General features: G+C 53.9%; 25 protein-coding genes. 20 read left to right on the forward strand and 5 right to left on the reverse strand.

Annotation, left to right across the window (positions count from 1 at the left end):
• Nucleotides 1-17 precede the first annotated feature (17 nt).
• From LMS44_RS09605 to LMS44_RS09655, 11 genes are all read left to right on the forward strand, one after another.
• On the forward strand, nt 18-1,238 hold the full coding sequence (locus LMS44_RS09605; protein ID WP_238326104.1) for a winged helix-turn-helix domain-containing protein: 1,221 nt from the start codon (nt 18-20) through the stop codon (nt 1,236-1,238).
• Between the two features lie 217 nt (nt 1,239-1,455).
• Nucleotides 1,456-2,256, forward strand: a complete 801-nt coding sequence (locus LMS44_RS09610; protein WP_009286481.1) for a coiled-coil domain-containing protein — start codon at nt 1,456-1,458, stop codon at nt 2,254-2,256.
• A gap of 275 nt (nt 2,257-2,531) precedes the next feature.
• Nucleotides 2,532-3,329 (forward strand): M48 family metallopeptidase, encoded by a 798-nt coding sequence (locus tag LMS44_RS09615; RefSeq protein ID WP_278371350.1) that lies wholly within the window; start codon nt 2,532-2,534, stop codon nt 3,327-3,329.
• Nucleotides 3,330-3,395: 66 nt separating this feature from the next.
• A complete protein-coding gene (locus LMS44_RS09620) occupies nt 3,396-4,622 on the forward strand; it encodes a GGDEF domain-containing protein (RefSeq protein WP_230805278.1) in 1,227 nt (408 codons plus the stop codon).
• Nucleotides 4,623-4,631: 9 nt separating this feature from the next.
• Nucleotides 4,632-5,033 carry a DUF2784 domain-containing protein gene (locus LMS44_RS09625; protein WP_278371351.1) on the forward strand — a complete coding sequence of 134 codons (402 nt, stop codon included), beginning with the start codon at nt 4,632-4,634 and terminating at the stop codon, nt 5,031-5,033.
• A gap of 53 nt (nt 5,034-5,086) precedes the next feature.
• On the forward strand, nt 5,087-6,457 hold the full coding sequence (locus LMS44_RS09630) for a CHAD domain-containing protein (protein ID WP_278371352.1): 1,371 nt from the start codon (nt 5,087-5,089) through the stop codon (nt 6,455-6,457).
• Nucleotides 6,458-6,545: 88 nt separating this feature from the next.
• A complete protein-coding gene (locus LMS44_RS09635; protein ID WP_035578729.1) occupies nt 6,546-6,752 on the forward strand; it encodes a ParD-like family protein in 207 nt (68 codons plus the stop codon).
• Nucleotides 6,745-7,536 (forward strand): type I methionyl aminopeptidase, encoded by a 792-nt coding sequence (map, locus tag LMS44_RS09640; protein ID WP_278371353.1) that lies wholly within the window; start codon nt 6,745-6,747, stop codon nt 7,534-7,536. Before LMS44_RS09635 ends, map begins: the two co-directional genes overlap by 8 nt.
• Nucleotides 7,537-7,733: 197 nt before the next feature.
• On the forward strand, nt 7,734-9,047 hold the full coding sequence (locus tag LMS44_RS09645) for a S8 family serine peptidase (RefSeq protein ID WP_278371354.1): 1,314 nt from the start codon (nt 7,734-7,736) through the stop codon (nt 9,045-9,047).
• 69 nt (nt 9,048-9,116) lie between these two features.
• Nucleotides 9,117-9,356 (forward strand): hypothetical protein, encoded by a 240-nt coding sequence (locus tag LMS44_RS09650; protein WP_027959201.1) that lies wholly within the window; start codon nt 9,117-9,119, stop codon nt 9,354-9,356.
• Nucleotides 9,357-9,412: 56 nt separating this feature from the next.
• Entirely contained in the window at nt 9,413-9,898 is a 486-nt protein-coding gene (locus LMS44_RS09655) for a VOC family protein (protein WP_278371355.1), read from the forward strand.
• An 88-nt stretch (nt 9,899-9,986) separates the two neighbouring features.
• Here LMS44_RS09655 and LMS44_RS09660 read toward each other — a convergent pair whose 3' ends face one another.
• The 3 genes from LMS44_RS09660 to kynA all read right to left on the reverse strand — a co-directional run bounded on the left by LMS44_RS09660 (nt 9,987) and on the right by kynA (nt 12,913).
• The gene (locus tag LMS44_RS09660) at nt 9,987-10,751 is read right to left on the reverse strand and encodes an alpha/beta hydrolase (RefSeq protein WP_159176708.1); all 765 of its coding nucleotides are present in this window, start codon (nt 10,749-10,751) and stop codon (nt 9,987-9,989) included.
• A 12-nt stretch (nt 10,752-10,763) separates the two neighbouring features.
• The gene (kynU, locus tag LMS44_RS09665) at nt 10,764-11,993 is read right to left on the reverse strand and encodes a kynureninase (protein WP_027959204.1); all 1,230 of its coding nucleotides are present in this window, start codon (nt 11,991-11,993) and stop codon (nt 10,764-10,766) included.
• Between the two features lie 83 nt (nt 11,994-12,076).
• Nucleotides 12,077-12,913 (reverse strand): tryptophan 2,3-dioxygenase, encoded by an 837-nt coding sequence (kynA, locus tag LMS44_RS09670; RefSeq protein WP_022523743.1) that lies wholly within the window; start codon nt 12,911-12,913, stop codon nt 12,077-12,079.
• 337 nt (nt 12,914-13,250) lie between these two features.
• On the opposite strand from kynA, the gene LMS44_RS09675 reads away from it, so the two are divergent.
• The 6 genes from LMS44_RS09675 (at nt 13,251) to LMS44_RS09700 (ending at nt 17,968) form a co-directional block, all read left to right on the forward strand.
• On the forward strand, nt 13,251-13,847 hold the full coding sequence (locus tag LMS44_RS09675) for a LemA family protein (protein ID WP_170834116.1): 597 nt from the start codon (nt 13,251-13,253) through the stop codon (nt 13,845-13,847).
• A gap of 18 nt (nt 13,848-13,865) precedes the next feature.
• Entirely contained in the window at nt 13,866-15,827 is a 1,962-nt protein-coding gene (locus LMS44_RS09680; protein ID WP_278371357.1) for a M48 family metallopeptidase, read from the forward strand.
• Between the two features lie 32 nt (nt 15,828-15,859).
• Entirely contained in the window at nt 15,860-16,399 is a 540-nt protein-coding gene (locus LMS44_RS09685) for a GrpB family protein (protein WP_278371358.1), read from the forward strand.
• Between the two features lie 80 nt (nt 16,400-16,479).
• Nucleotides 16,480-16,887: a VOC family protein gene (locus tag LMS44_RS09690; RefSeq protein WP_022523739.1), complete on the forward strand. Its 408-nt coding sequence runs from the start codon at nt 16,480-16,482 to the stop codon at nt 16,885-16,887.
• A 50-nt stretch (nt 16,888-16,937) separates the two neighbouring features.
• A complete protein-coding gene (locus tag LMS44_RS09695) occupies nt 16,938-17,573 on the forward strand; it encodes a LysE family translocator (protein WP_138800282.1) in 636 nt (211 codons plus the stop codon).
• Nucleotides 17,574-17,647: 74 nt separating this feature from the next.
• A complete protein-coding gene (locus LMS44_RS09700) occupies nt 17,648-17,968 on the forward strand; it encodes a DUF1330 domain-containing protein (protein WP_022523737.1) in 321 nt (106 codons plus the stop codon).
• Nucleotides 17,969-18,024: 56 nt separating this feature from the next.
• On the opposite strand, the gene LMS44_RS09705 is transcribed toward LMS44_RS09700, so the two are convergent.
• A complete protein-coding gene (locus LMS44_RS09705) occupies nt 18,025-18,726 on the reverse strand; it encodes an FMN-dependent NADH-azoreductase (RefSeq protein WP_022523736.1) in 702 nt (233 codons plus the stop codon).
• 119 nt (nt 18,727-18,845) lie between these two features.
• Between LMS44_RS09705 and LMS44_RS09710 the strand changes: the two genes are divergently transcribed.
• Entirely contained in the window at nt 18,846-19,751 is a 906-nt protein-coding gene (locus tag LMS44_RS09710; protein WP_022523735.1) for a LysR substrate-binding domain-containing protein, read from the forward strand.
• 232 nt (nt 19,752-19,983) lie between these two features.
• On the forward strand, nt 19,984-20,499 hold the full coding sequence (locus tag LMS44_RS09715) for an MgtC/SapB family protein (RefSeq protein WP_022523734.1): 516 nt from the start codon (nt 19,984-19,986) through the stop codon (nt 20,497-20,499).
• A 108-nt stretch (nt 20,500-20,607) separates the two neighbouring features.
• Here LMS44_RS09715 and LMS44_RS09720 read toward each other — a convergent pair whose 3' ends face one another.
• Nucleotides 20,608-22,530: a DNA topoisomerase III gene (locus tag LMS44_RS09720; RefSeq protein WP_022523733.1), complete on the reverse strand. Its 1,923-nt coding sequence runs from the start codon at nt 22,528-22,530 to the stop codon at nt 20,608-20,610.
• Nucleotides 22,531-22,743: 213 nt separating this feature from the next.
• Between LMS44_RS09720 and LMS44_RS09725 the strand changes: the two genes are divergently transcribed.
• A complete protein-coding gene (locus LMS44_RS09725; protein ID WP_476489300.1) occupies nt 22,744-23,985 on the forward strand; it encodes an ABC1 kinase family protein in 1,242 nt (413 codons plus the stop codon).
• Nucleotides 23,986-24,063: the final 78 nt, after the last annotated feature.

Here is a 24,063-nt window from a genome sequence, read left to right on the forward strand (position 1 = left end):
CGAGCTTCGAGGCAAGTATGACAATCACTGAAATTAAACGCCCACAAGAGCTGTCGCGCTTACGTCGCCTTGCTCTGGCTGCGCAAGGTTTGCTGCAGAATAAGCCTTATGGACGTGGCTTAGCCGGTGCCCGTAAAGCGATTAACCACCTGGGTTATGTTCAGATAGACACCATATCTGTGGTGGAACGAGCCCATCATCATGTTATTCACTCCCGAGTACCAGGGTTTGAGCCACACATGCTGAACCAGCTGTTGATCAATAAAGACATTTTTGAGTATTGGTCGCACGCGGCTGCATTTTTACCCATTACCGATTTTCGCTTTTCCTTGCCCTACAAAAACGCTATCAAAAGTGGGCAAACGCATTGGTTTAGATCACCTGATAAAAAGCTCATGGGAGAGTTGTTGGCTCGCATACGTTCAGATGGCCCGCTGCGGTCTCGAGATGTAGGGGCTAGCAGCATCAAACGTGCAGGCTGGTGGGACTGGAAGCCCGCCAAAAAGGCACTTGAACAGCTGTATATGCAAGGCGATCTGATGGTCAGCGACCGCGACGGTTTTCAAAAGACATATGATCTAACCGAGCGGGTATTGCCATCTCACGTAAATTTACAGATGCCCTCCATGGAGGAGTATGCGGCGCACCTTGTAGACCAACAATTGAGCTGTCATGGGTTTGCTTCACTCAAAGGGCTGACCTATCTGCGCCGAAATACAGAGTTACGCAAAGCTGTGAATGCCCTGGTAAATGAAAGGTTAGCGCAGGGTGATTTAGAGAGAGTGAAAGTGAGCAGTGGCGATGTATTTATATTGGAAAGGGGAGCGCTCGAACGCCCTCTTCCTCGTTTGAAAGAGCGAATGTTGATTCTTTCCCCCTTCGACAACAGTGTCATTCAGCGGGAGCGGCTCAGGGCGCTGTTTCAATACGACTATCAGCTGGAATGTTATGTGCCCGAAGCCAAGCGTCAGTATGGTTACTTTTGCCTGCCGCTACTTTATCGCGATGCATTTGTTGGCCGGATGGATTGTAAAGTCCATCGCAAAACCAGTCACTTAGAGATCAAGAACTTATATTTCGAGCCACACCCTTTTGATGAACATAGAGTCGTTACTGCTTTTGTGGAAGCCATCGTTCAGTTTTGTCATTTTCAAAAATCTGACTCCGTCTCTTTGAATGCAGTCCAACCTGAACACCTGACTCAGCGGTTGCGCAGCGCGTTAAAACCCCTGGGGTGAAAGGATCTAGGCAGGGGTGGGGTATCTAAGCTAGGCGTTGCTATTGGAAAAATTTTCCTCGGAGCCATGGCTTCAGGTACATGAATGTGTTGAATGATCGTTTCTAGCCGAATCAAAAACTTTCCTCCATATTAACAACGGGGCAGATGACGGCCTGCTGACGTAGATACGTTAGCTGCTATATTAGCGATAACGCTTAAGCGAGAGGATTGCACCAATGACAGGGACAAATAAACCATCAACGATAGCATTGTTGAGCGATAACCGGGTAAAGGTGCTCTTGGTCATCGCGATTATTGCGGTGGTCTGGGCCGTGGTGGCGCACACCATTGCTGGGTCGCGGGGAGACAGTATGGATGCGCTCGAAGCGCGTCTGGCTGAAACTGAGCGGGAGCATCAACAGATTCAGGCGGAGATGTCTGAGGTTGAAGCCGCGGAGCTTGATTTAGCAACACTGCAGCAGAGAATGAGCGCCCTTGAGGTTGAGCAAGCTGATGCTGAAGCCGAGCTAGCTTCGACGCGAGCAGATATTTCCCACGCTGAAGAAGATTTGAAGGCTTTACGGGGCGAGCGTGAAACCCGCGAAGAAGAAGTGGAGACCCTCAATGAGCAGGTCGACGAACGGCAGAGCAGCCTTGAAGAGCTGAATGAGAACTACGCCGAGGTAGAAAAAGAGAAAGAAGAGGCCGAAGCCGCCCGCGATGCCGCTCAACAGTCTCGTCAAGACGCAGAAGACGCTCGCAGCGAGGCTGAAGCAGACCTTGAAGCGCTCAACGCCGAGATTGAAGAAGCCGAAGCCGCCAGCGATACCGCGCAACAGGCTCGTCAAGAGGCAGAAGATGCCCGCAGTCAGGTTGAAGCTGACCTTGAAGCGCTAAATACTCAGATAGAAGAGGCCAATAACCAACTTTCAGCGGTCGGTGATCGGGTAAGTGAGTTAGAAACAACGCGTGACGCACTCACCGTTGAAATCACTTCGCTCGAAGTGATGCGCGACGAAGCGCAAACGCCTGAGTGATTTACAGCCTTAACGAATAATACCTCGCAGCGAAGAACTCTAGACGTGTCTCCCCGTTACTTTAACGGGGAGGTTCTAGACGATATCTACTGCTCCGCCAATGAGTGGTAGGTTCGCTAGAGCTTCATACCGAGTTGGATTATGTCCGCCTATTTGTGGCCTACGATTACGACCGGCACCTTGGGCTGGGTAGCGTTGATGAACGCGACGTGCGCTACGCCTGAGAAGCGCCTTACACTCTACTGCACGTTTCTTAATCCAGGCGATACTATCCGATGCATCGGCGATTTCTGTTACCTCTTTTCCTTTTGATGTTGCTGGCCTCTTTGGCTGGTTGCGGGGAAACGCCCACCGGGCGCTCCCAATTGGCGTTAGTACCGAACGCGTTAATGGCTGACATGGGGGAAGATGCCTTTAATCAGCTGCGCAATAGCCAGCCGATCAATCGCGATACGCAGGCTAATCAGTTGGTGCAGTGCGTGGCTGAAAAAGTGGTGGCTGGCGCTAAGGCGAGCTACCCAGGGCTCGCTTTCCCTGAACGCTGGGAAGTGGTGGTATTTGAGGATGCTTCCCCCAATGCGTTTGCTCTGCCGGGTGGACGCATCGGGGTGCATAGCGGGCTACTGCGAGTGGCCGAGACGCCAGCCCAGCTAGCGGCGGTGATTGGGCACGAGGTGGGGCATGTGTTGGCGGATCATGGCAATGAGCGGCTTACCCAGCAGCTTGGCATTAAAGCCGTGTTATTGGTGGTGGGGTTATTAGGGGAAGAGGAATTTGGCAACCAGCAATTGATGCAGGCCTTGGGTATCGGTGCCCAGTTGGGCATTAGCCTGCCTTTCAGCCGCACCCATGAGGAGGAGGCCGATTTGATGGGCTTGGAAATTATGGCCCGTGCGGGGTTTGACCCGCAGCAGAGCGTGACCCTGTGGCGCAACATGGCTGCTAGCGGTGGTGGTCAGCCCCTTGAATTTCTTTCTAAGCATCCTGCCCATGAATCGCGCATTCGGGCATTACAGCAAGGGCTGGAAAAGGCCACGGCCAGCTATCGTACGGTTACGCCTGCTGAATGTTGAGGTGAGTGGCATCGCGTTATTGATAAAATAAGAAAAATTGCCACGTGACGTCGGGAGTGTGGGGCTGTGCCATTACAGAAACAACAGTATCAGGTGCATGGGTTAACCGGGCAGTTTTGCGATGCCAGCCGTGAGTTGATGTATCGCCGCTCTATCCAGGAAAGCGTGCGGCTTGAGTTTAGCTTTGCTGTGAGCGTTGCGGCATGTGTCTTTGGCATGTTCGCGATTGCGGATTACTACCTGCTGGGCCTTACCAGGGAGTTCTATCTGCTGCTTACCATGCGAATAGTGGTGGTGAGCATTTGCCTGTTGGTGGCACTCGTTGTGCGGCGCTGGGGTGGCAATGATTACCGTGCTTGGTTGCACGCCTTACCGCTGTGGGTATTTGCCACGGGCATTATATTGATTGTCCCCCTACGACCCGAAAGCCTCCCCACTCAAATCACCGCGGTGGTGGTGGCTACCATGGCGTTTTATCTTCTGATTCCCAATCCGCTAACAGTCGTGACAGCGGCCAGCCTCTATTTAAATATTGGCTTTTTAGTGGCTGCGGTGCTGTTCGCAAGTCTTGCCCCGATAGCGACGCTACTGGTCGCACTGTTGCTGATTATGGGCAGCGTTGTAGGGTTTTTCGCCCTGCTGCGCTTGGAATGCCTGCAGCGTAAGCAATATGCACTGCTTCAAGAAGAGCGAGAGAATAACCACCAGTTACACAAAGAGATCGCGCACCGAAAATCACTGGAAGAACAGCTGAGGGTAGTCGCTGAGCAGGACGCGCTGACCAGCCTGAATAATCGCGGCCATTTTATAAAACTGGCTAAAGATCTGTTGCAGCACTCGCAAACCCACAAGGTGCCATTCAGCCTGTTTATGATCGATGTGGATCACTTCAAACACATTAACGACACCTGGGGGCATAGCCACGGGGATTGGGTGCTAACCAAGATTGCCGAAGTCTGTGCAGAATCGCTGCGCCCAACGGATGTGATAGGACGTTTTGGTGGTGAAGAGTTTGTTGTCGCACTCCCAGACACCAGCTCGAGCGATGCGCAAATGGTAGCAGAGCGTTTGAAAAAGAAGGTGGCTGAACTTTCGTTAACAGAAGAGATGGGCAAACTGCGCCCAAGCGTCACCGTTGGCGTGGCGGCTACCGATTCAGAGGAAGCCGATCTGGAGTCTTTAATTAAACGAGCGGATGAGATGCTTTATGTTGGCAAACGCGCTGGGAGGAACCAAGTCGTCGTCTGCAGCGATGTCGTCGAAGCACCAGATTCACCCGTTGGCAGCAAGTAGCGCTTTCCTATGCCCCCATCACTGCTGCTAATGCTCGCCGACACCTTTCTAATTCTCCACGTGCTGTTTGTGGCCTTCGTGGTGTTAGGCCTGGTCGCCATTTACGCAGGCTATTTCTTCAACTGGCGGTGGGTTCGTAATAAAACCTTTCGTATCGTACATCTTTGCGCCATTGGCTATGTGGTGGTTCAGGCTTGGCTTGGCGTGGTTTGCCCGTTAACCACCTGGGAAATGGCGCTGAGGGCAGAGGCAGGCGCCGTCACCTATTCGGGCTCGTTTATTCAGTACTGGCTGCACAACCTGCTCTATTTCACTTTGCCGGAGTGGGTGTTTGTGGTGGTGTACACGCTATTCGGTAGCCTGGTGCTGGCCAGTTGGTGTGTAGTGAAGCCTTGTCAGCGCTCTCGCTAGAAGATGGGCATGTACTAAACTTTGCGTACCACACTGTGCTTGGGAGCGAATCCATGCGGCACCTATACCTAATGCGGCACGCCAAGGCTAAACAGCCCAGTGGCGATATGACCGACCACCAACGGCCGTTGCGAAAGCGTGGTAAACGTCAGGCAGCGGCGATGGCGCATGTGCTGCAGCACTGGCAAGCGTTAGAAGGGGGGATTTACGCCAGTACAGCGGTTCGCACGCGGGAAACCTTCGACGAGATCGCAGCGCAACTGCCTGATCGTACCCTGGTCAATCAGGTTCACTTCGATGAAGACCTTTACACGTTCGATGGTGGCGGGCTGCAGGCATGGCTCGAATCGCTGCCGAATGAAGCCGAAAGGGTGCTGGTGATTGGGCATAACCCGGCGCTGCATGATCTGGCTCGTTGGCTCGACAAGACCGCGCCGCATTCGCTGCCCACCGGGAGCGTACTGCATTTCACGCTGTCCGGCTCTTCCTGGGAAAGTGTGAGGCAGGGCGGAGCCAAGCTGGCAGGGTGCCAGACCCCGGAAGCGGCCAGTTATCCTCTTTTTCAGCGCCTTGCCCCCCGACCACCCAAACGCAATAACGACACTACCAGCCGCATTCGTGACATGCTGGAGCACCAGTATCAGATGATCCGTACCTTGGAAGCTGGTGTCATCGCAGGTGTTGATCCTGAGTTCCTGCACCAGTACCGGGTCAATCTGCGTCGTAGCCGGGCAGTGGGTGAATCCGTGCGCGCCATTACCCGAGTGCCTGGCCTGAAAAAGATGCTTAAGCGGCTCAAGCAACGTGCCCAGGCTACCAGTGACCTGCGTGATATTGATGTGTTTCTGGAGGATATGGTCAAGACGCCCCCACCGCTCACTCCTGGTAGTCGCCAGGGATTGATGCAGTGGCTCCAGGCTTGCCAGCGGGAGCGCCTCCAGGCGCTGTGTCAGCAGTTAAGTGCACCGGCATATGCTGAGGAGATGGAGGCATGGAAGCACTTTATCGCTTCCGATGACGTTGGTAAGGCGCTTTCGAAACTTACGCCAAAGCGTATACGTAGGGTACTGAATGAGCGTATCGCACGCCACGATGAAGACCTGGCGGCACTCTCGCTGGATACCCATGACACCGAGTTCCATGAACTGCGGAAGGGCGTGAAGCGGATTCGTTACCTGGCTGATCTGAATCCAGAGACCCCTGAGCCGTTTCTGTCCCAATTGAAGCACCGCCAGCGCCTGCTCGGGGAGTATCAAGACCTGTGTTCCCGCCAGGCCTGGTTGGATGCCTTTGTCGCAAACCCCGATAACGACTCGCAGCAACAGCAGGAGTGTGTTCAGTGGCGCGATTCGTTAGAGAAGCCGAAGCTTGTGCTGCGCAAAGAAGTATTGGCGTTGGAACCTCTGGCCAACGTGTCCCCGTAACAACGTAATCAGGTAGCCTTGCCGCCAATCGTTACGCAATATATGATTCGTATATGTTTCATATTCGTTTCATATATTGGGTGGTGTGATGGGTATCGTTAAGATCAATGACCAGTTGCATGAGGATATTCGCAAGGCAAGCACTGTCATGGTGCGCTCTATCAATGCCCAGGCTGAGTATTGGATAAAGGTGGGCATGCTTGCCGAGGCCAATCCGGGCATGACCTTCTCTGACATCATGCGTGAGCAAATGAAGCAAGCCGACGTTGAAGTAAGGAAGGTGGCCGGTGAGTGAGCTGACGCTAAAAAGCGAGGAGGAGTTGCGTTTGATGCGGGAAGCCGGACGGCTACTCGGATTGGTGTTCAGTCATCTCGACAATCGGATAGCGCCCGGCGTATCCACCATGGCTTTTAACGATTGGGCCGAGCGCTATATCGTCGATCAATTGCAGGCTCGACCGGCCAGTAAGGGGCAATACGATTACCAGTACGTATTGAATGCCTCAGTCAACCACGTGGTGTGCCATGGCATTCCATCCGAGAAGCAAATACTCAAAACAGGCGATATCGTCAATGTCGACATTACCCTGGAGAAAGACGGCTTTATTGCTGACTCCAGCAAGATGTATCTGATTGGCGATGTGACTCCCTATGCCAAGCGACTGGTCGATAAAACCTACGAGGCCATGTGGCAAGGAATACACGCGGTCAAGCCAGGTGCCACATTGGGTGATGTAGGCTACGCAATTCAGCAATATGCCGAAAAACACGGATACTCTGTCGTTCGTGAGTATTGCGGCCATGGAATAGGTCGCGAAATGCATGAAGAGCCGCAAGTGCTGCATTACGGGAAGAGAGGCAGAGGCCTGGCGTTGAAAGAAGGGATGGTGTTTACCATCGAGCCCATGATTAATCAGGGCAGGGCCAAGATAAAAACCAAGCGGGATGGCTGGACGGTGGTGACCAGTGACAAGAAATTGTCTGCTCAGTGGGAGCATACGGTAGCGGTCACATCCTCTGGTTTCGAAGTGCTAACACTCCGCGATGACGAGTGCCTCCCTACTGAGATTAACCCATAACGGCCATGATCTATCCTCCTTCGTTTAAGCGCCCTGTATGTTTAAGGGCCGTAGCCTGAAATCGATCTGGCGAAGCATATCAGGTGCGTTAAGCTGAAATGGTGGATGTGGCATAGCTAGGCATGCTTTCCCTTGCATGGTGTCTATGATTCACCTATTCCATATCGCTTACCAGCTAAATGAAAAGGATGTCTACGATGGCGAAAAAACCGACAGGTAACGGAAAAGGCAGTACGCCAGCGGGTGAGTTACTCGCCACTGTTTCATGCGGCACCGAAAAATTGCTATTGGCAGCCTTAGAGCGGGGCGGCAGTTGCCTTGAAACCGGGCGCTTTCTGATTAGCTATCGTGAGGGGCGGGTAGAAGAGGGCATTAAGTCGCTAAAAGCCCAGAAATTTCGCATCGCTGATGCGCGGGATTTCACCGATCAAGCCGTTAGCCTGGAAGATGCCGGAGATGCTGAGGCAATGGTATTTCCGGAGATTGGAGTAGCGCTGGTAGGCGGCGATGCCCTACAGCAGCATGGCATGAGTGCGCTGGGTAAAGTAGCCGCGGATAGTCCCATCGAAATTATTGAGCCAGAGTATTTCGCCTTTTCTGAAAATTCTGAATATCTACGGGGTTTTTTGCGGGCAGCCAGCACCATCGCTCGTGATCTTGGCGTTGAGCTGGATTTGGAAGAAGGCGAAGAGAACCTTGAAGAGGACGCCCTTCGGCCAACTTGGGGGCTAAAACGCTGTAAGGTGCCGCAAAGTAGCTGGAGTGGCGCGGGTATAAAAGTCGCCGTGCTGGATACCGGGATGGATCTTGGCCACCCGGATTTCGAGGGTAGGGAGTTCGTTACCCGCTCATTCGTTGGGGAGCCGGTGCAGGATATCAACGGGCACGGTACTCACTGTATCGGCACGGCCTGTGGCCCCCAGGCGCCCGGTGAAAACACACAGCGTTACGGGATCGCGTATGAGGCGCAGGTCTTCGTCGGCAAGGTGCTGACCAACTCGGGCAGCAGTACCGGGGCGGGCGTTCTCGCTGGCCTGAACTGGGCCATCGCCAACCGCTGTGAGGTGATCTCGATGTCGCTTGGCAGCCAGAGCCCGGTGCAGGCCGCTTACACCCATGCTGGTGAAGCGGCACTGCGTAATGGGTGTCTCGTTATCGCTGCAGCGGGTAATTCAGCTACCAATACAGGGGCGCCTGCCAACTCGCCTACCGTGATGTCGGTGGCGTCTCTCGATCCGAACCTGAAGCCTTCCAGCTTTTCCAATCATGGCAAGATCGAAATTGCCGCGCCTGGACGCGATATCTTCTCCTCATGGCCCCGGCCCACTCGCCATAAAACGATCAGTGGCACCAGCATGGCGGCGCCACACGTGGCAGGCTGCGCGGCACTGTGGGCGCAATCAGATGCCTCATTGTGGGGAAGGAAACTGTGGCAACAGCTAGTGACTTCGGTGCAAGAGCTGCCATCGCCTGAATCCCGCGTGGGAGCTGGGTTGGTACAAGCGCCTTGATGTTGGGCGACGCACTGGGCAGGCGCTCCTTTCAGGCCGCCCAGTGCACTTACTAGGGAGGTACGCCAGATGCCAGCGGTAGCGCTATGGTTGATCACTATTTCCAGCGATCAACCGATAAATGAAATGGCCACACGTCTCAGCGCTGAAGGATTAAATATCCAGGAGGTGCTGGAGGAGATCGGTTGCATTACCGGCTCGGCTGACGATGCCACGGCGGAACGGCTGAAAAAGATCAAAGGCGTAGTGGATATAGCGCCTGATATGCAGATCGATATGGGGCCACCGGGCTCTGAGGAGACTTGGTAAGCTCGGTAAATATTTCACTGGGCTTAATGACGCTATGGTTTTAGTGGAGATGTGATATGGCAACCCCCGCAAAGAACACTGTTTGCCTTTGGTACGATGGTGGTGCAGAAGAGGCAGCACGCTTTTACGCCGATACCTTTCCTGATTCGTTTGTCAGGGCGGTTCATCACGCACCGGGAGACTTTCCATCGGGTAAGCAAGGGGATGTATTGACCGTAGAGCTTACCGTGATGGGCATTCCGTGCCTTGGACTCAACGGCGGGCCTGGGGTTACGCACAATGAGTCGTTCTCTTTTCAGGTCTCAACGAATGACCAAGCCGAAACGGATCGCTATTGGAATGCCATTGTTAGCAATGGTGGCGAGGAAAGTGCCTGTGGCTGGTGCAAGGATAAATGGGGAATATCGTGGCAGATAACGCCTGCTGTACTGATTAACGCCATTACCGACCCTGACCCTGCCGCCGCTAAACGCGCATTCGACGCAATGATGCAGATGAGAAAAATCAACGTCGCGGAAATAGAGGCGGCGCTTCACGGTTGAGACAGGGTGGGTGATACTGTTTTTACGTTATTCGACCGCTTAGTGTTGGTCATTGTTGTACGTACTTCTGCCGATTGTTTGTTCAAACTCATAGAGCATCTAACACATCAAAGTGATCGCAATTAGCTATATCCACGAGCTCGACTTGGATATGGCTAGTTTTTAACGCTGCAACAAAATCGTGTGTTTGTTGGCGAAAAGCGGGCGGATCGCTTTCGGCGATCACCACTTGGCATGAGGGTAGTTTGCTGGAATCGGCAAATATAGGACTTAACGCAAGCGCTTGGGGTGGAGTGAGCTCCAGCGCTTCGTTAACGTAGGTATCCACCAATGGTGTTAGGTCATAAACGCCGCTAACCAGTATCAACTTATCAATGGGTATATCACCACTGGTGGCTACCCAGTAGGCTAGCTGGGCACCGGCGCTATGGCCGCCTAATACAATAGACCACACGCCACCGTTATCCGCGAGGGCGTTGCATGCCGCCCCAATCCCCTCAATGCATTGGCTCACCATGGTGTTAATGGAGGTTTCCGGTGCTAAGCCGTAACCCAGGGAGGCGAAGGCCATACCACGGGCCAGGTAGCGTTCAGCCAGAAAGTCCGTCGCGGTGTTATCCAGCGCCTGCCAGTAGCCGCCGTGAATAAATAGCATCAATGGCCAGGGGCCCGCGGTACTTTCCGGGACGAACAGGTTGAGACGGGCCGCCGGATCTTCACCGTAGCGCAGGGTAATCGGCTGGTGGCGTGCCACCAGGTCGATACCTAAAGCTGCCTGGCGCGTTAAAGTGGCTTCGAAATCCCGAGCGAAATGGCTCGGCGAGTAGGCGAGGTTCAGGGGTATTTCAGTCATCACGTACCTCTATTAGGTAACGGCATCACGCACATGAAACTGCGGATCCTGGTACTCACCGCTTTCCATTACCTCGCGGAAGTGCTGGGCGGCCTGCCAAACATCTTCAAAACTGAGATACAGCGGGGTAAAACCAAAACGCATTAGGCCGGGTTCCCGGTAGTCGCCGATCACTCCGCGGGCAATCAAGGCTTGAACGATAGCGTAGCCGTTTTGACTATCCACCAGTGATACCTGGCTGCCGCGCTCACTGGCTGATGGGGTTATATCGTCAATATTATGAGTGGTAAAAATATCGCTTAAACACTCTCGAAACAGGTCGCTCATTGCCAGACTTTTTTCTCTCAGCGCCTGCATGTCCACCTCGCTCCATAGGGCGAGTGAGGCTTCCAGAGCGGCGTAGGCAAGTGCCGAATGGGTGCCAGTGCGAAAGCGGGAAATATCCCCCGCTGGGGTGTAATCCGCTTCAAAAGCGAAGGGCGATGCATGGCCGTGCCAGCCGGAAAGCGGCTGCCAACCTTTGTCTTGGTGATCGCTATGCACGTATAAAAAAGCTGGCGCGCCAGGGCCGCCGTTAAGGTACTTGTACGTACAGCCTACGGCGTAGCGAGCACCGCAACCGTTTAGATCAATGGGCAGTGCGCCTGCGGAATGGGCCAAATCCCAGATGACTTCCGCGCCGTGGTCGTGCACCAGTTTCGTGGTGGTGGCTATATCGCGTAATTTGCCAGTACGGTAATTAACTTGGCTCAGTACCACCACGGCTACACCGTCGAGGTGTTCGGCCAAGTTGCCTCCTTCGGGCAGGAAGCGGTGCTCGGCGCCACTCACCCGGCAATAGCCTTGGGCGATGTAGCCATCGGTCGGGAAGTTGCCGCCTTCGCTAAGAACCGCCTGGCGACCCTCCTTGCCTTGGCCGAGGATATACCCCAGCAGCTTGAAGATATTTAGCGTGATATTGTCAGTGACGCTTACCTCACCGCGTTGCGCACCAATCACCGGGGCTAGCAGATTGCCCAAGCGTTCCGGAGCATCGAACCAGCCCTGGTTCCAGCCTTTGATCAGTTGGTCGCGCCATTGATCCAGAGTCTCATCGACCGCCTGTTTGGCGGCCTTCGGTTGAGCGCCCAGTGAGTTCCCATCAAGATAAAGCACGCCTTCAGGCAGGGCGAAATGGCTTTTAAAGTCTGCCAATGGGTCTTGGCGGTCACGCTCACGAACACTATCCAGGCTTACAGGCATATGGCTGCTCCGAAAAATTGTATGTCGCTGTTTTGAATATCATGACGGTAGTTAAACTGGGTGCGCAGTAGTGCGCCAAGTGCTTATATCGTCGTCCGAACACTCCACAGTTCCGGGAAGAATTGAAGATCCAGCGCTTTGACCAGATAGTTCACCCCAGCCGTTCCCCCTGTGCCGCGTCTATAACCAATGATACGTTCGACTGTTTTCATGTGGCTGAATCGCCAGCGCTGAAAGTTGAATTCGACATCCACCAGTTTTTCAGCAAGCTCGTATAGATCCCAGTGTTGTTCGCTGTTGCGGTAGATTTCCGTCCAGACCGCTTCCACCTCGCTACTGGCGGTGTAGGGAATACTCCAATCGCGTTGGGTTTTGCTTTCCGGAATGCTGAAGCCGCGTTTGGCAAGCAGCTGCAGCACGATATCGTACAGACTGGGTGAGTGGAGGGATTCCTGAAGTTTTTGGTAGTGTTTGGGTTTTGATCGGTGGGCTTCGATTAGCTTGGCGTTCTTGTTACCCAACAGGAATTCCATTTCCCGATATTGATAGGACTGAAACCCAGAGCTTTGGCCAAGGCTGTCTCGGAAGCTGGCATAGTCGGCGGGGGTCATGGTGACCAACACTTCCCAGGCCTTGATAAGCTGTTCTTGAATTCTGGAAACCCGCGCTAGCATCTTGAAAGCAGGGCGCAGGTTATCTTCTTGAATATGCGCTGCGGCACCATGAGCTTCGTGAAGGCACAGTTTGATCCATAGCTCCGATACTTGATGGATAACGATAAAGAGTAATTCATCGTGTTCATCAGAAGCGGGATTTTGGCAAGCAAGCAAGGGTTCCAGATCCAGGTACTGGCCGTAGCTAATATCCTGATCCCAATGAATGGCTTCATTATCGACGCTGTTTTCTTCAGGAGTCGTCATTTTATTCTGCCTTGGTTGCTGTGCAATGTGTGGTTGTTGTCGTTTGTTTGCAAGCCTGTTCTTTAGGTTCACCTAAGTCCCAGAGTATACCGGCGGCGAGCTTCAGGCCCTGCTCGATAATCGTTTCGAGCAGGTACCGATACGATCACAGTGTTTTATGAGAAAGGTGATCTTGAGCAATGCTATGTCGACATTCCCTTTCTCCCTAAGCTTGCAAAGTGATGTGTGAACGTCGGATATTGAACTTGGTGGCTACTTTTTTCACTAGCTAGGCATTCATTGTCTAGCTTTTCATAGACCGGCTTTTACTGACGAATGCCTACTATAAGGAAGAACCATAGTGCTCACTATCATCATCACTGTGGCGATCATCGCCGTTATCGCGTTTTACGTCATCGGTATCTACAACCGACTTGTGTCTTTGAAAAATCGCTTTGAGAACGCCTTTGCGCAAATTGAAGTGCAACTTAAGCGTCGGCATGACCTGATTCCTAATCTGGTAGAGACCGCAAAAGGTTACCTCAGCCATGAACGGGAGACGCTGCAGTCGGTCATCGAGGCTCGTAATACAGCCGCCGCTGGGCTAAAAGCGGCCGCGGCAAACCCAGGCAGTGCCAAAGCCATGGCAGACCTGGGCGGTGCAGAGGGCGTGCTGACACAGGCGATGGGGCGGCTCAATGTGGTCATGGAAGCCTACCCGGATCTAAAAGCCTCAGAAAATATGCAGCAATTGTCAGAAGAGCTAACCAGCACTGAAAACAAAGTGGCCTTTGCGCGGCAGTCATTTAATGATGCGGTGATGCACTACAACACCTATCGGCAGAGCTTCCCGCCGGTAGCAGTGGCGGGCATGTTCGGCCATGGGCAGGATGCCTCGTTGTTAGAGTTTGAAGACAGCGCCCAGATTCAAGCGGCGCCGACGGTGTCGTTCTAAGCTCAGGGAAAACGCGACATGGATTTTTTTACCGCGCAGGATAACGCTCGTCGTAAAACCGGGCGTCTGGTCGTTTTGATGGTACTGGCAGTACTTGCCCTGATTGCTGTTACCACGCTGGCAATTACCATCGCGCTGCATTTAATGGGGGAGCAATCCGCTACACAAACCAATCTTTCTGCTCAGGGAATGTGGTCGGCACTCTCGATTGAACTGGTCACTGGCGTTGCTATTGCAGTGTTGGCCGTCGTGGTGCTGGGCGGGCTATTCAAACGCAGTCAGCTAAGGCGTGGTGGCCGGGTAGTGGCAGAAGCCCTTGGTGGACGCGAGATCAATCTTAATACCCGTGATGCTGATGAGCGGCGTATTCTCAATGTGGTCGAAGAGATGGCGATTGCCTCTGGTACGCCAGTGCCCTCCGTGTATGTGCTGGAGGAGGAGAGCATCAATGCCTTCGCCGCCGGTTATCAAACCAATGATGCAGTGATCGGGATTACTCGTGGCACGATCCGTAACCTGACGCGGGATGAGCTGCAGGGCGTCGTAGCTCATGAGTTTAGCCATATTCTGCATGGTGACATGCGGTTGAATATGCGCCTGATCAGCATACTGCATGGCATCCTAATCATTGGCTTATTGGGCGGAACAGTGCTGCGTAGTATGCGCTTTCGGCGGGTCGGCGGTGGAAAACGCGACAACTCAGGAGCAGTCGTTTTAGCGCTCGGGGCGGCGCTAATGCTGATCGGTTATGCAGGTACCTTCTTTGGTAACTTGATCAAGTCGGCGGTTAGTCGGCAGCGTGAATATCTGGCGGATGCCTCTGCGGTGCAGTTTACCCGTAACCCTAAGGGGATTGGTAATGCGCTGGTTAAAATCGGCTCGCACAGCCAGGGTTCTCACCTGCAAGCGACACAGGCGGCGGAATTCAGCCACCTGTTCTTCGGTCAAGGCGTACGGCAGGGCTTTAGCCAAATGATGGCCACCCATCCGCCGATTAAAGATCGTATCAAGCGGGTCATGCCAGACTGGAATGGCCGCTTCGAAGTCACTTGGCCCATCCAGCAAGCCGAGAATGACGCAACAGAACCAGAAGGCAACGGTGAGCGGTCTGAAGCGGAGCCCAGATTCGGCTCGGGAACAGCCACGGGAACGGGGGCAATGGCCGCTGTGTTAACCGGTGCCTCTGCTCAAACCGCCATTAACACCATGGGCCAGCCTGACCAGCGCCATCTTAACCAGGCTAGAGCGACACTAGATGCGCTACCTGAGCGGATTAAAATCGCCGCCCATGAGCCCCATACCGCTCGTGCTCTGGTCCATTCACTGCTGCTTAGCCAGGATAAGACAATGCGTAGGCATCAGCTTAAGGCGTTGCATCAAGTTGCACTGCCAGATGTTTACCGAGCGCTGATGGATTATGGCCCGGAAATGTTGAGGCTGGATGTACAGTTACGCTTGCCTCTAATAGAACTGACGCTGCCAGCGTTACGGTCGCTCTCGATGGAGCAGGCCCAGCACTTTCGCCTCTGTATGGAACGGTTGATTGAGGCGGATGGTCAGGTCAGTCTGTTGGAGTGGACGCTATATCAGTTGGTGTTGAATAACATCAGCAAGCAAGGCAGTGGGCTTGCAAACCTCAAGATAAACGACCTGCCGCGGGAGTGTCAGATGCTACTGACGGTGCTTGCCACCGCCGGTCAAGATGACCCGGCTGAGATAAGCGCCGCGCTCGATGCCGCTGAGAGTGAGCTGCCGTTCTCATTGAGGGCCACTGACGATATAAGTGATATGCATGCGCTTAGCCTGGCCGTTGAGCGTTTGCGGCGCTTAAAGCCTCTGCATAAGCCTGCGCTGTTGCAAGCGATGGCGCGCTGTATTGAGCACAGTGGACGTATTCTGCCTGCCGAAGCCGAACTGTTCCGTGCCATGGCCGATATTCTCGATTGCCCCATGCCGCCACTGTTATCAGATGAAGCATAGGCAACAATTTTCGATACAGGGGAGCCTCAGCCATGGATGAAACGGAATCTTTAAATCGAGCCATCCATGAGGAGGTCGCGCTATTTCCATATGATATGGCTTGGCCAGCTCTATTCGAGAAGGAGCGAGACAGGCTGCTGGATTTATTTCCAGATGAATTTCTAGCCATTGAGCACATCGGAAGTACCGCTGTTCATGGTCTCTCGGCCAAGCCAATCATCGATATCCTGGCAGGCGTAGAGTCAATGCACCAGGCTGATGACTTGCTGGAGCCGTTGTGCCGTGCCAAATATGCGACATCATTAGCGTACAACGCTTCCTTGGTCGGGCGGCGTTGGTTAATGCGATGGGCCGAGGGGCGTAGGACGCATCATCTGCATCTTATGGTGTATAGCGGTGAAGAGTGGCATCGGCGATTGGCTTTTCGCAATAGACTGCGCGCTGATACTGAACTGGCGCAACGTTATGAGAAAAAGAAGCGTCTGTGGGCGGCGGAATTTACGTCAGACCGAGAAGCCTATACGGCGGCGAAAGGGGATTTCATTAAACAGGCGCTCAAGAATGCCTCTTAACCACAGCAGTCAATGTCGCGTCTGTTTTGCAGACCTTTCTACAGTAACGCTTAGCGCGTCAAATGAAATGGGAGGTTAAAGTGAAGACTATCAAAACATCTTTAATGTTTGTGGGGGATCAGGCCGGTAAAGCCGAAGAAGCTATCAAGTTTTACACTTCGCTATTTGAGAACTCGAAAATCATCGATATCGAGCGTGTCGAAGCTGGGGGGCATGATCCCGAAGGGGCAGTTAAGCTCGCCCGCTTCTCGATAAACGGCACTCTCTTCCTGGCAATGGATAGCTATTACGACCATCAGTTCAGTTTTACGCCAACAATGTCATTACACGTTGAGTGCGGCTCAGAGAAAGAAATAGAAGACGTATTTAAAGCATTGAGCGATGGAGGTAAGGTTTTGATGCCTCTAGATAATTACGGCTTTAGTGAAAAATTCGGATGGTTGAATGATAAATACGGCGTTTCCTGGCAGCTGAACCTTTCCAACTAGCACGTTAACATTCTTTTAGCTTGGCAAAGGAAAAATACAAGAGAGCGCTTATGTTTGAGTATACATTGCTGCACTGGATGACTTTTTTATCAGCGGCCGTGCTTTTGAACCTATCGCCGGGGCCAGATATTGCCTACATACTGGGGCAAACATTACGTAGCGGGCGACGACAAGGGTTTGCCGCTATGTTTGGGATTTGGACAGGAGCGGCGCTCCATGTAGTAATGGCTGCAGTTGGTCTTTCGGCTATTTTAGCCACCTCTGCATTGGCGTTTTCGATTGTTAAATGGGTAGGGGCCGCCTACCTGATATGGCTCGGTATTAAAATGTTGCTGTCTCAAGGGGATCAGTTTGTCGCTGCAGAAAAGCCGGGTAACAAGAACCTCTCCACTGTTTATTGGCAGGGCATGCTGGTATCTGCGCTAAACCCCAAAGTCGCTATCTTCTTTCTGGCTTTCCTGCCGCAATTTATCGTGGAAGGCGCTGGCCCAGCCGAGGCACAGCTTTTATTGCATGGCAGCCTTATTATTGCAGTTGCTGCCGTAATAGAGCCCCCTTTGGTTTTGGCTGGTGCTAAGTTGGGTGCTTACTTAAAGAGAAAACCACACGTTGGTTTATGGATGGATAGATCCCTTGGAGCACTTTTCGTCGCGTTGGGTGCACGGTTGGCTGCGAGTGCAAGGTAGGCTACGTAATGCTATTTTTGTTTTTGAAGTGCTGGGGAGGAGGTCTCTTTTCGTTTAAATGAAGGATGGTGATAATGTCTGCTTACGCCGTTGCTCTTATCCGCGAAACCCGATTCGATCCTGAAATTAAACAATATTTAGAAGGCATTGATGCAACCCTCGCGCCGTTCTCGGGCAAATACCTCGTGCATGGTGGGCCATACATTCCGCTTGAGGGAGGGTGGACAGGGGATATGGTGGTGATTGAATTTCCTTCCATGGAGCATGCGCAAGGTTGGTATGACTCGGCTGCTTATAAAGCGATCCGCCCATTGCGTACCCGGAATACAGAGGGCGATGTGCTATTAGTTCAAGGTGTACCAGAAGGGCATAAAGGAGCGGACATCCTTGGGTAGCGATAGCCGCTCCTTATACTTCAGCGTATTTACGATGAAAGACCATTAACTATAATTTAGGCCGGTTGAGGTGATGGCGTGCTTTCCAACGCTACCTGCAACTCTTCAACAAGCGTTTCAACTTTCTGTATCGCGGCAGCAACCGATTTGGCCAATACCTCGCCGCCCACTTCCTGTCCTTCGATCGCGATGTAGTGAACGCGAGTGATGCCGATAAATGCCAGTGCTGTGGCCAAGTGTGGCTCAAGGTGGTTCATATGGGCCATTTCTTCACCTGGCGCCATATTTACGCCGCCTCTAGCGGTGAGCACAACGGCATGCCTTTTTCGGTCTGTGAGCTTGGGTATGTAAGGGTCTATCGGGTTGGTGTCATCGAACTCTACCGTTCGACCGGGCCGTACTACTTGGTCGACCCACGCCTTGAGGGCGGCAGGCATACCGAAGTTGTATAGCGGCGTTCCGATTACCACAATATCAGCAGCAATTAACTCATCAATCAGATGGTCGCTCTCTGTCAGTGCGTCCTTCATCCAGCTTTCTCGGTGCTCTTCGGGGGCGAAGGCAGACGCAATCCAGTCGTGGCTGATAATCGACGGTGGGTTTTGACCAATATCGCGATAGGTAACCGTGTCTTGCGGTCGGCTTGATTGCCACTGGCTGACAAACTGATAGGTTAAATGGCGACTATGCGAGCCGTGGTTATCTGTGCCAGCAATACCGGGGCGGGCGCTAGCGTCTATATGCAGGATGTGTGTCATGGTGGCCTCCTAATCTGAGTTGAACTCATCTATGATTAACAACAGGCTTAGCTTAGGCTTTGCCTTTCAGCCTGAACAAACGATCTTTTCTTGCAGCTATAGATGAGTGAAACTCATTCATGAACCATCGCCGATTACCCTCGCTTTCAGCACTACGAGCTTTCGAAGCCGCTGCCCGCCATGAAAGTGCCAAGCAGGCGGCGCAGGAATTATCCGTTACTGCCACTGCCATTAGCCATCAGGTTCGGGGTCTTGAAGAGGCGCTAGGCGTTACCCTATTTTTACGTAAACCCCGACAGTTGGCGCTGACACCTCAGGGCCGTGAGCTACTGCAGGTTCTGGAGACTGCGTTTGATAGCATTAGTCATGTTGTCGAGCGGTTGAGTGCTGTACCTGTTCGCCAAACCGTTACGCTCTCTACAACGCCAGCGGTTGCGGTGCGCTGGTTGCTGCCCTGGGTGTGTATGCTGCGTGACTCCCATCCAGATATAGATCTGCGTATTCATGCTTCGCATGAGTCGGTTCCTCTGGATGGGGTAACGGCAGACATTGCCATTCGCTATGGCGATGGCCGTTGGCCAGGGTTGGTCGCCGAGAAGCTGTTTGATAACACCTTTATCCCGACCTGTAGCCCACGCCTTGGTCTACACGAGGTAGAACAGCTACCTTTGCACCCATTGATTCACTTCAGCAGTCAGGGGGCCATATCATCACCACTGGATTGGGCGACGTGGCAGAAAGAAGCAAGGGTACCTGGGCTGGACGTGAGTGCCGGGCTGGTCTTTTCTGATGAGACCCACGCTATCTCGGCTGCCGTTGGGGAGCAGGGTGTAGCGCTGATGAGCCGCCAGTTGATTCAGGATGAGTTGGAAGAGGGGCGTTTGGTGCAACCTTTCGGCCCCGAATTTGAAGGTAAGCCGTTCTTTCTGGTCTACCCAGAAAGCCGACGGCATGACCCAACCATTCAAGCGATCAGTGATTGGGTTTTGGCGGTGCCGGGTGGGTTGTGTACGTTGATGAATTGATAGTGGAGGACTTTTATACCGTTATCTTATAGGCAAGCTACCCATCCACCTTACTGACTTGGTTAACAGGCCACGCTGCTGGATGACCTTCGAAGCTTCGCTGTTGTTCAAGGAGCTTCTAAAGTGTATCTCCGAGCTGATGCTCGTCCTACTGCAGGTGAGAAATGCTGTTCCCCTGAATTCAACTCATAGTATTTAAGAGCCGTCGCTCTGGCAATCAAGGAACGAAACGATGGAAGTAATTATTAATACTATAATATCCGAGTTTTCAGATTTTAATGACCTGAGTGAATTCATCATTGTTGTGATTCGCTTGCTATTGGCGGCTGTACTAGGCGGTCTATTGGGGCTCGAGCGAGAGCAGAGAGGCAAGGCCGCTGGAATACGCACCCATATGCTGGTCTGTATGGGGGCGGCTTTGTTTATATTTATACCTCAGCAAACGGGTATCTCTGATGCGGAAATGAGCCGGGTCATCCAAGGCGTGATTGCAGGCATCGGTTTTCTGTGTGCCGGCACCATTATCACCCGTAAAGATGAAAAAGGTACGTCCGGGCTTACCACGGCGGCAGGGGTTTGGTTAACGGCGGCAATTGGCATAGCCGTCGGCCTGGGACGCGAGCAGACGGCGGTTCTGTGTACGCTGCTGGCCTGGGTAGTCCTCTACGTAGTGCCTTTCTTTTCCGGTTCAATCAGCAACAAAAAGTCTTCGTCCTTGGGCGATGACGAAGACAATACCGATATTTGATGGGAGCCGAATGCAAAAACTAGAGGGCGTGAATGAACAGAGAGTTAAATCCTCTGGTAAGGCCTCGCCTTTTTATAATCAGGGAACTACATCCAGACGGTATAATTGTTATTTGTTGGAAGCCTTCTTTCTCCCACTGGGGCTTTTCCTTCTTGCATAGCTCTTTCTCGGCTTACCCGTGCGTTTCGGCGGGCCACCGGCCTCACCCTGGGCGGTTTGCAGGCTCTGCCTGAGCTTGGCAGCGTCACTGTGGGTGAGCAGGCCGCGTAAATCATCCAACAGCGCTTGCTGAAACGCGCCAGGGTCGTCCTGCTGTTCGGAAATTGCGCGCAGGCGCTGCTCCCATAATGCGGTGCGCTCCGGCGTGCTTACCGCGCTGGGCAGGGCGGCGATTAGGGCGCTACCCAGTTTGGTGGCACGCAGGGCTTTTTGCTGGCGTACCAGGTAGCCGCGCTGTACCAGGGTTTCGATAATGCCCGCCCGGGTGGCTTCGGTGCCCAGGCCATCGGTGTCGCGAAGCGTACGGCGCACTTCCGGGTCGTCCACGTAGCGGCCAATGTTCATCATGGCCTTGATCAGGCTGGCATCAGTGAATGGTTCCGGTGGGCGGGTTTCCTTCTCCTCTACGCCTGCTCCCAGCGCCTGGCAGGGCTCGCCTTGGGTCAGCGGCGGCAGCGGTGGTGTTTCATCCCGAGTAGTGAATAGCGGTTTCCAGCCGGGGTCGAGAATGCTTTGCCCGCGGGCGCGGAAGGCTTCATTAAGCAGCGTAAATTCGGCTTTGACTTCGAAGGTGCGCAGAGGACGGTAGAACTGCGCCATCACGTTGCGCACGATCAACCGAAACACATGGCCTTCGGTAGCGGAGAGCTGGCTGAAATCAGCGGGTTTTCCGGTCGGTGCGATTGCGTGGTGGGCACCGACCTGCTTATCGTTCCACGCCTTGGAGCGCAGGGTAAAGTCTGCTCCATTCAGCCACTGCTGAAGCGCTTCATCGTTCTGGCAGGCACTGGTGAGGCTGCGCTGAGCAAGCTGAAGATGCTCCTCGGGTAGGTAGCGGCAGTCTGAACGGGGGTAGGTGATCAACTTGTGGCGCTCGTAGAGCCGCTGGCAAATATCCAGCACCATCTGCGCAGAGAGCCCGTGGCGGCGGGCGGCGTCTACCTGAAGAGCAGAGAGCGAGTAGGGCAGTGGCGGTGCCTGGCGTTTCTCCTGCTGGTCGAGCTTGGTGAGTTGCCCTGATGCGCCGGGTAACTGAGCCGCCAGGGCATCGGCGGGCCTGCGGTCAATCAAACGGCCTTGATCGTCAAGGGGTTGGTGCTCTTTGGGCGCCCACCAGGCGCGCAGTTGACCTTGGGCAACCTTGAGATCCACCCATAGTGGATAAAACGGATGAGGCACAAAATCACGGATGGCGTTATCGCGGCGCACGATTAATCCCAGTACTGGGGTTTGCACACGGCCGACAGAAAGCACACCGTCGTGCCCCGCTTGTCGGCCGGTGAGTGTCCAGGCACGGGTTAGGTTAATGCCATACAGCCAGTCGGCGCGAGAGCGGGCCTGGGCTGCCTGAAACAGCGGCTGGTAATCGGCGTTGGAGCGTAGCTTGGCAAGCGCCCGGCTCACTGCAGGTTTATTAAGGTCGCTGATCAGCAGCCGTTGTACCGGGCCACGGTACTTCATGTACTCGATCACTTCCTGCACCAGCAGCTGACCTTCGCGGTCAGGGTCACCCGCGTGAACCACATCGGTGGCTTGTTTGATCAGCTTGCGAATCACCGCGAGCTGCCCACGCGCCTTGGGGCGTGGCATCAGCTTCCACTGCTGCGGCACGATAGGGAGCCGATCCAGCCGCCACTGCTTGTCAGCGGGGTCATAGGCTTCCGGTGGCGCTTGCTCTAATAAGTGCCCTAGGCACCAAGTGACCGTGGTGTCGCCACATAGCACCGCGCCCTCCTGGCGTTTGCTAGTGCCCGGTAACGCCTCGGCAATGGCTTGGGCGAGGCTGGGTTTTTCGGCAATTATCAGGCGCATAGCAGCGAAGCCTTCATCGTATCCTTTGATGGCGCCTATGGTAGCAGACGCTGGCCAGCATTGGCGCCAGAGGGGGCAGGTCAATGTAGTGATGCGATAAATTGCTGATACTGTTAAGTTGTATAAATTATGTACAAATAGTTTTGTTGGCTAGCAATCTGTTTGATAGCAATCTATTTGATGGTCAGGGCTGGTATTTAAGGGGCATCATCAATGCGTGATCGAGGTAGAACACGACGTTTAATGGGGTTGGGTGCACGCACTGGTGGAGCGCTGCTGAAAACCCGTTTAGGTGGCCAAGCGGATTGGCGAGCCCTGGGCGAAGCGCTGTTTGAGGGGCTTTCAGAGCTTAAAGGCCCGGCCATGAAGCTTGCCCAAATTATGTCCCAGTGGGACGATCTGCTACCGCCCGATCTCGCCGAGGAGCTTGCCCGCCTGCAGCGCCAAGCCGAACCGATGCCCTGGCCACGTATTCATGAAGCGCTGGTTCAGCAGTACGGCGACATTGACCACTATTTCAGCGAAGTCGAGGAGCGCCCCTTTGCCAGCGCCTCCATGGGGCAGGTTCACCGCGCGACCACTCATGAGGGCGAAACGGTCGTGCTCAAGGTGCAGTACCCCGGCCTTGCTGAGGTGTTGGAGAGTGATTTAATCCAGGTGCGACGCATTATGCGTTTAGGCCGCTGGTTCAAAGTACCCCAGGCGCGCTTGGACGCGCTGTTTGAAGAGCTCGCCGAAAGCCTGCGTGGGGAACTGGATTATCACGCCGAAGCTGCTGCGTTGGCCCGTTACCGTGAGCGCTATAAAGATGATCTACGGCTAGTGATTCCCGAGCCTTTGCCAGCGCTCTCCGGCCCCCATGTGCTGGCGATGCGCTACGTGGAAGGAGCGCCATTGCGCGAATTAGCCGAGGCAGATGACACGACGCGCCAGGGTATTGCCGAGACATTAGCAGACTGGATTACCCAAGAGCTGTTTACCTACGGCGAACTACATGCCGACCCCCATGCGGGTAATTTCGCAGCCGATGCCCAAGGGCGGCTGGTGATTTACGATTTGGGCGCGGTAATTGTGGTCCCCGATGCGCGTATAACGGCGATGATGCAACTGTTGGATGCCACCTTGAAGCATGACCCCATGGGGATGGACGAAGCCTTGATGCAAATGGGTGGCCGCCAGGGGCAGGGCGCGCCGCTGGCGCTCTATCGTGAATCTGCTGAATGTATCGCGCCACTGTTTGAGCCGGGCGAGCAGGATTTCAGCGATGTGCGGGTGCACCGTCGCCTGCGCGAGCTAACCCCTAAAGTGTGGGCGGCGATGGATCGCCTACAGCCTCCCGCAGAAACGCTGCTGCTTTCCCGGGCGCTGAACGGTCACTATTGGAATTTAGTGCGTTTGGGCGCGCGACTGAATATGCACGAGCGCACGCTTCCGCTATTACATCGAGCCTATTAATGATCAACCGATTGCCACTGCGACCATGTCGGCCTTCATGCTAAACTATGCCGCTTTTAAACAGGTCATTGTTTAATT

It is taken from the genome of Halomonas profundus, assembly GCF_020865425.1.
In the GTDB taxonomy this organism is placed as follows: domain Bacteria; phylum Pseudomonadota; class Gammaproteobacteria; order Pseudomonadales; family Halomonadaceae; genus Vreelandella; species Vreelandella titanicae.

Bases quoted from the DNA above. Each gene is read 5' to 3' on its own strand.
- LMS44_RS09635 (WP_035578729.1), top strand. From the start codon at position 6,546: ATGGGTATCGTTAAGATCAATGACCAGTTGCATGAGGATATTCGCAAG.
- LMS44_RS09685 (WP_278371358.1), top strand. From the start codon at position 15,860: ATGGATGAAACGGAATCTTTAAATCGAGCCATCCATGAGGAGGTCGCG.
- LMS44_RS09605 (WP_238326104.1), top strand. From the start codon at position 18: ATGACAATCACTGAAATTAAACGCCCACAAGAGCTGTCGCGCTTACGT.
- LMS44_RS09720 (WP_022523733.1), bottom strand. From the start codon at position 22,530: ATGCGCCTGATAATTGCCGAAAAACCCAGCCTCGCCCAAGCCATTGCC.
- LMS44_RS09725 (WP_476489300.1), top strand. From the start codon at position 22,744: ATGCGTGATCGAGGTAGAACACGACGTTTAATGGGGTTGGGTGCACGC.
- LMS44_RS09680 (WP_278371357.1), top strand. From the start codon at position 13,866: ATGGATTTTTTTACCGCGCAGGATAACGCTCGTCGTAAAACCGGGCGT.
- LMS44_RS09700 (WP_022523737.1), top strand. From the start codon at position 17,648: ATGTCTGCTTACGCCGTTGCTCTTATCCGCGAAACCCGATTCGATCCT.
- LMS44_RS09625 (WP_278371351.1), top strand. From the start codon at position 4,632: ATGCCCCCATCACTGCTGCTAATGCTCGCCGACACCTTTCTAATTCTC.
- LMS44_RS09695 (WP_138800282.1), top strand. From the start codon at position 16,938: ATGTTTGAGTATACATTGCTGCACTGGATGACTTTTTTATCAGCGGCC.
- kynU (WP_027959204.1), bottom strand. From the start codon at position 11,993: ATGCCTGTAAGCCTGGATAGTGTTCGTGAGCGTGACCGCCAAGACCCA.
- LMS44_RS09710 (WP_022523735.1), top strand. From the start codon at position 18,846: ATGAACCATCGCCGATTACCCTCGCTTTCAGCACTACGAGCTTTCGAA.
- LMS44_RS09650 (WP_027959201.1), top strand. From the start codon at position 9,117: ATGCCAGCGGTAGCGCTATGGTTGATCACTATTTCCAGCGATCAACCG.
- kynA (WP_022523743.1), bottom strand. From the start codon at position 12,913: ATGACGACTCCTGAAGAAAACAGCGTCGATAATGAAGCCATTCATTGG.
- LMS44_RS09660 (WP_159176708.1), bottom strand. From the start codon at position 10,751: ATGACTGAAATACCCCTGAACCTCGCCTACTCGCCGAGCCATTTCGCT.
- LMS44_RS09655 (WP_278371355.1), top strand. From the start codon at position 9,413: ATGGCAACCCCCGCAAAGAACACTGTTTGCCTTTGGTACGATGGTGGT.
- LMS44_RS09705 (WP_022523736.1), bottom strand. From the start codon at position 18,726: ATGACACACATCCTGCATATAGACGCTAGCGCCCGCCCCGGTATTGCT.
- LMS44_RS09645 (WP_278371354.1), top strand. From the start codon at position 7,734: ATGGCGAAAAAACCGACAGGTAACGGAAAAGGCAGTACGCCAGCGGGT.
- LMS44_RS09715 (WP_022523734.1), top strand. From the start codon at position 19,984: ATGGAAGTAATTATTAATACTATAATATCCGAGTTTTCAGATTTTAAT.
- LMS44_RS09615 (WP_278371350.1), top strand. From the start codon at position 2,532: ATGCATCGGCGATTTCTGTTACCTCTTTTCCTTTTGATGTTGCTGGCC.
- LMS44_RS09610 (WP_009286481.1), top strand. From the start codon at position 1,456: ATGACAGGGACAAATAAACCATCAACGATAGCATTGTTGAGCGATAAC.
- LMS44_RS09630 (WP_278371352.1), top strand. From the start codon at position 5,087: ATGCGGCACCTATACCTAATGCGGCACGCCAAGGCTAAACAGCCCAGT.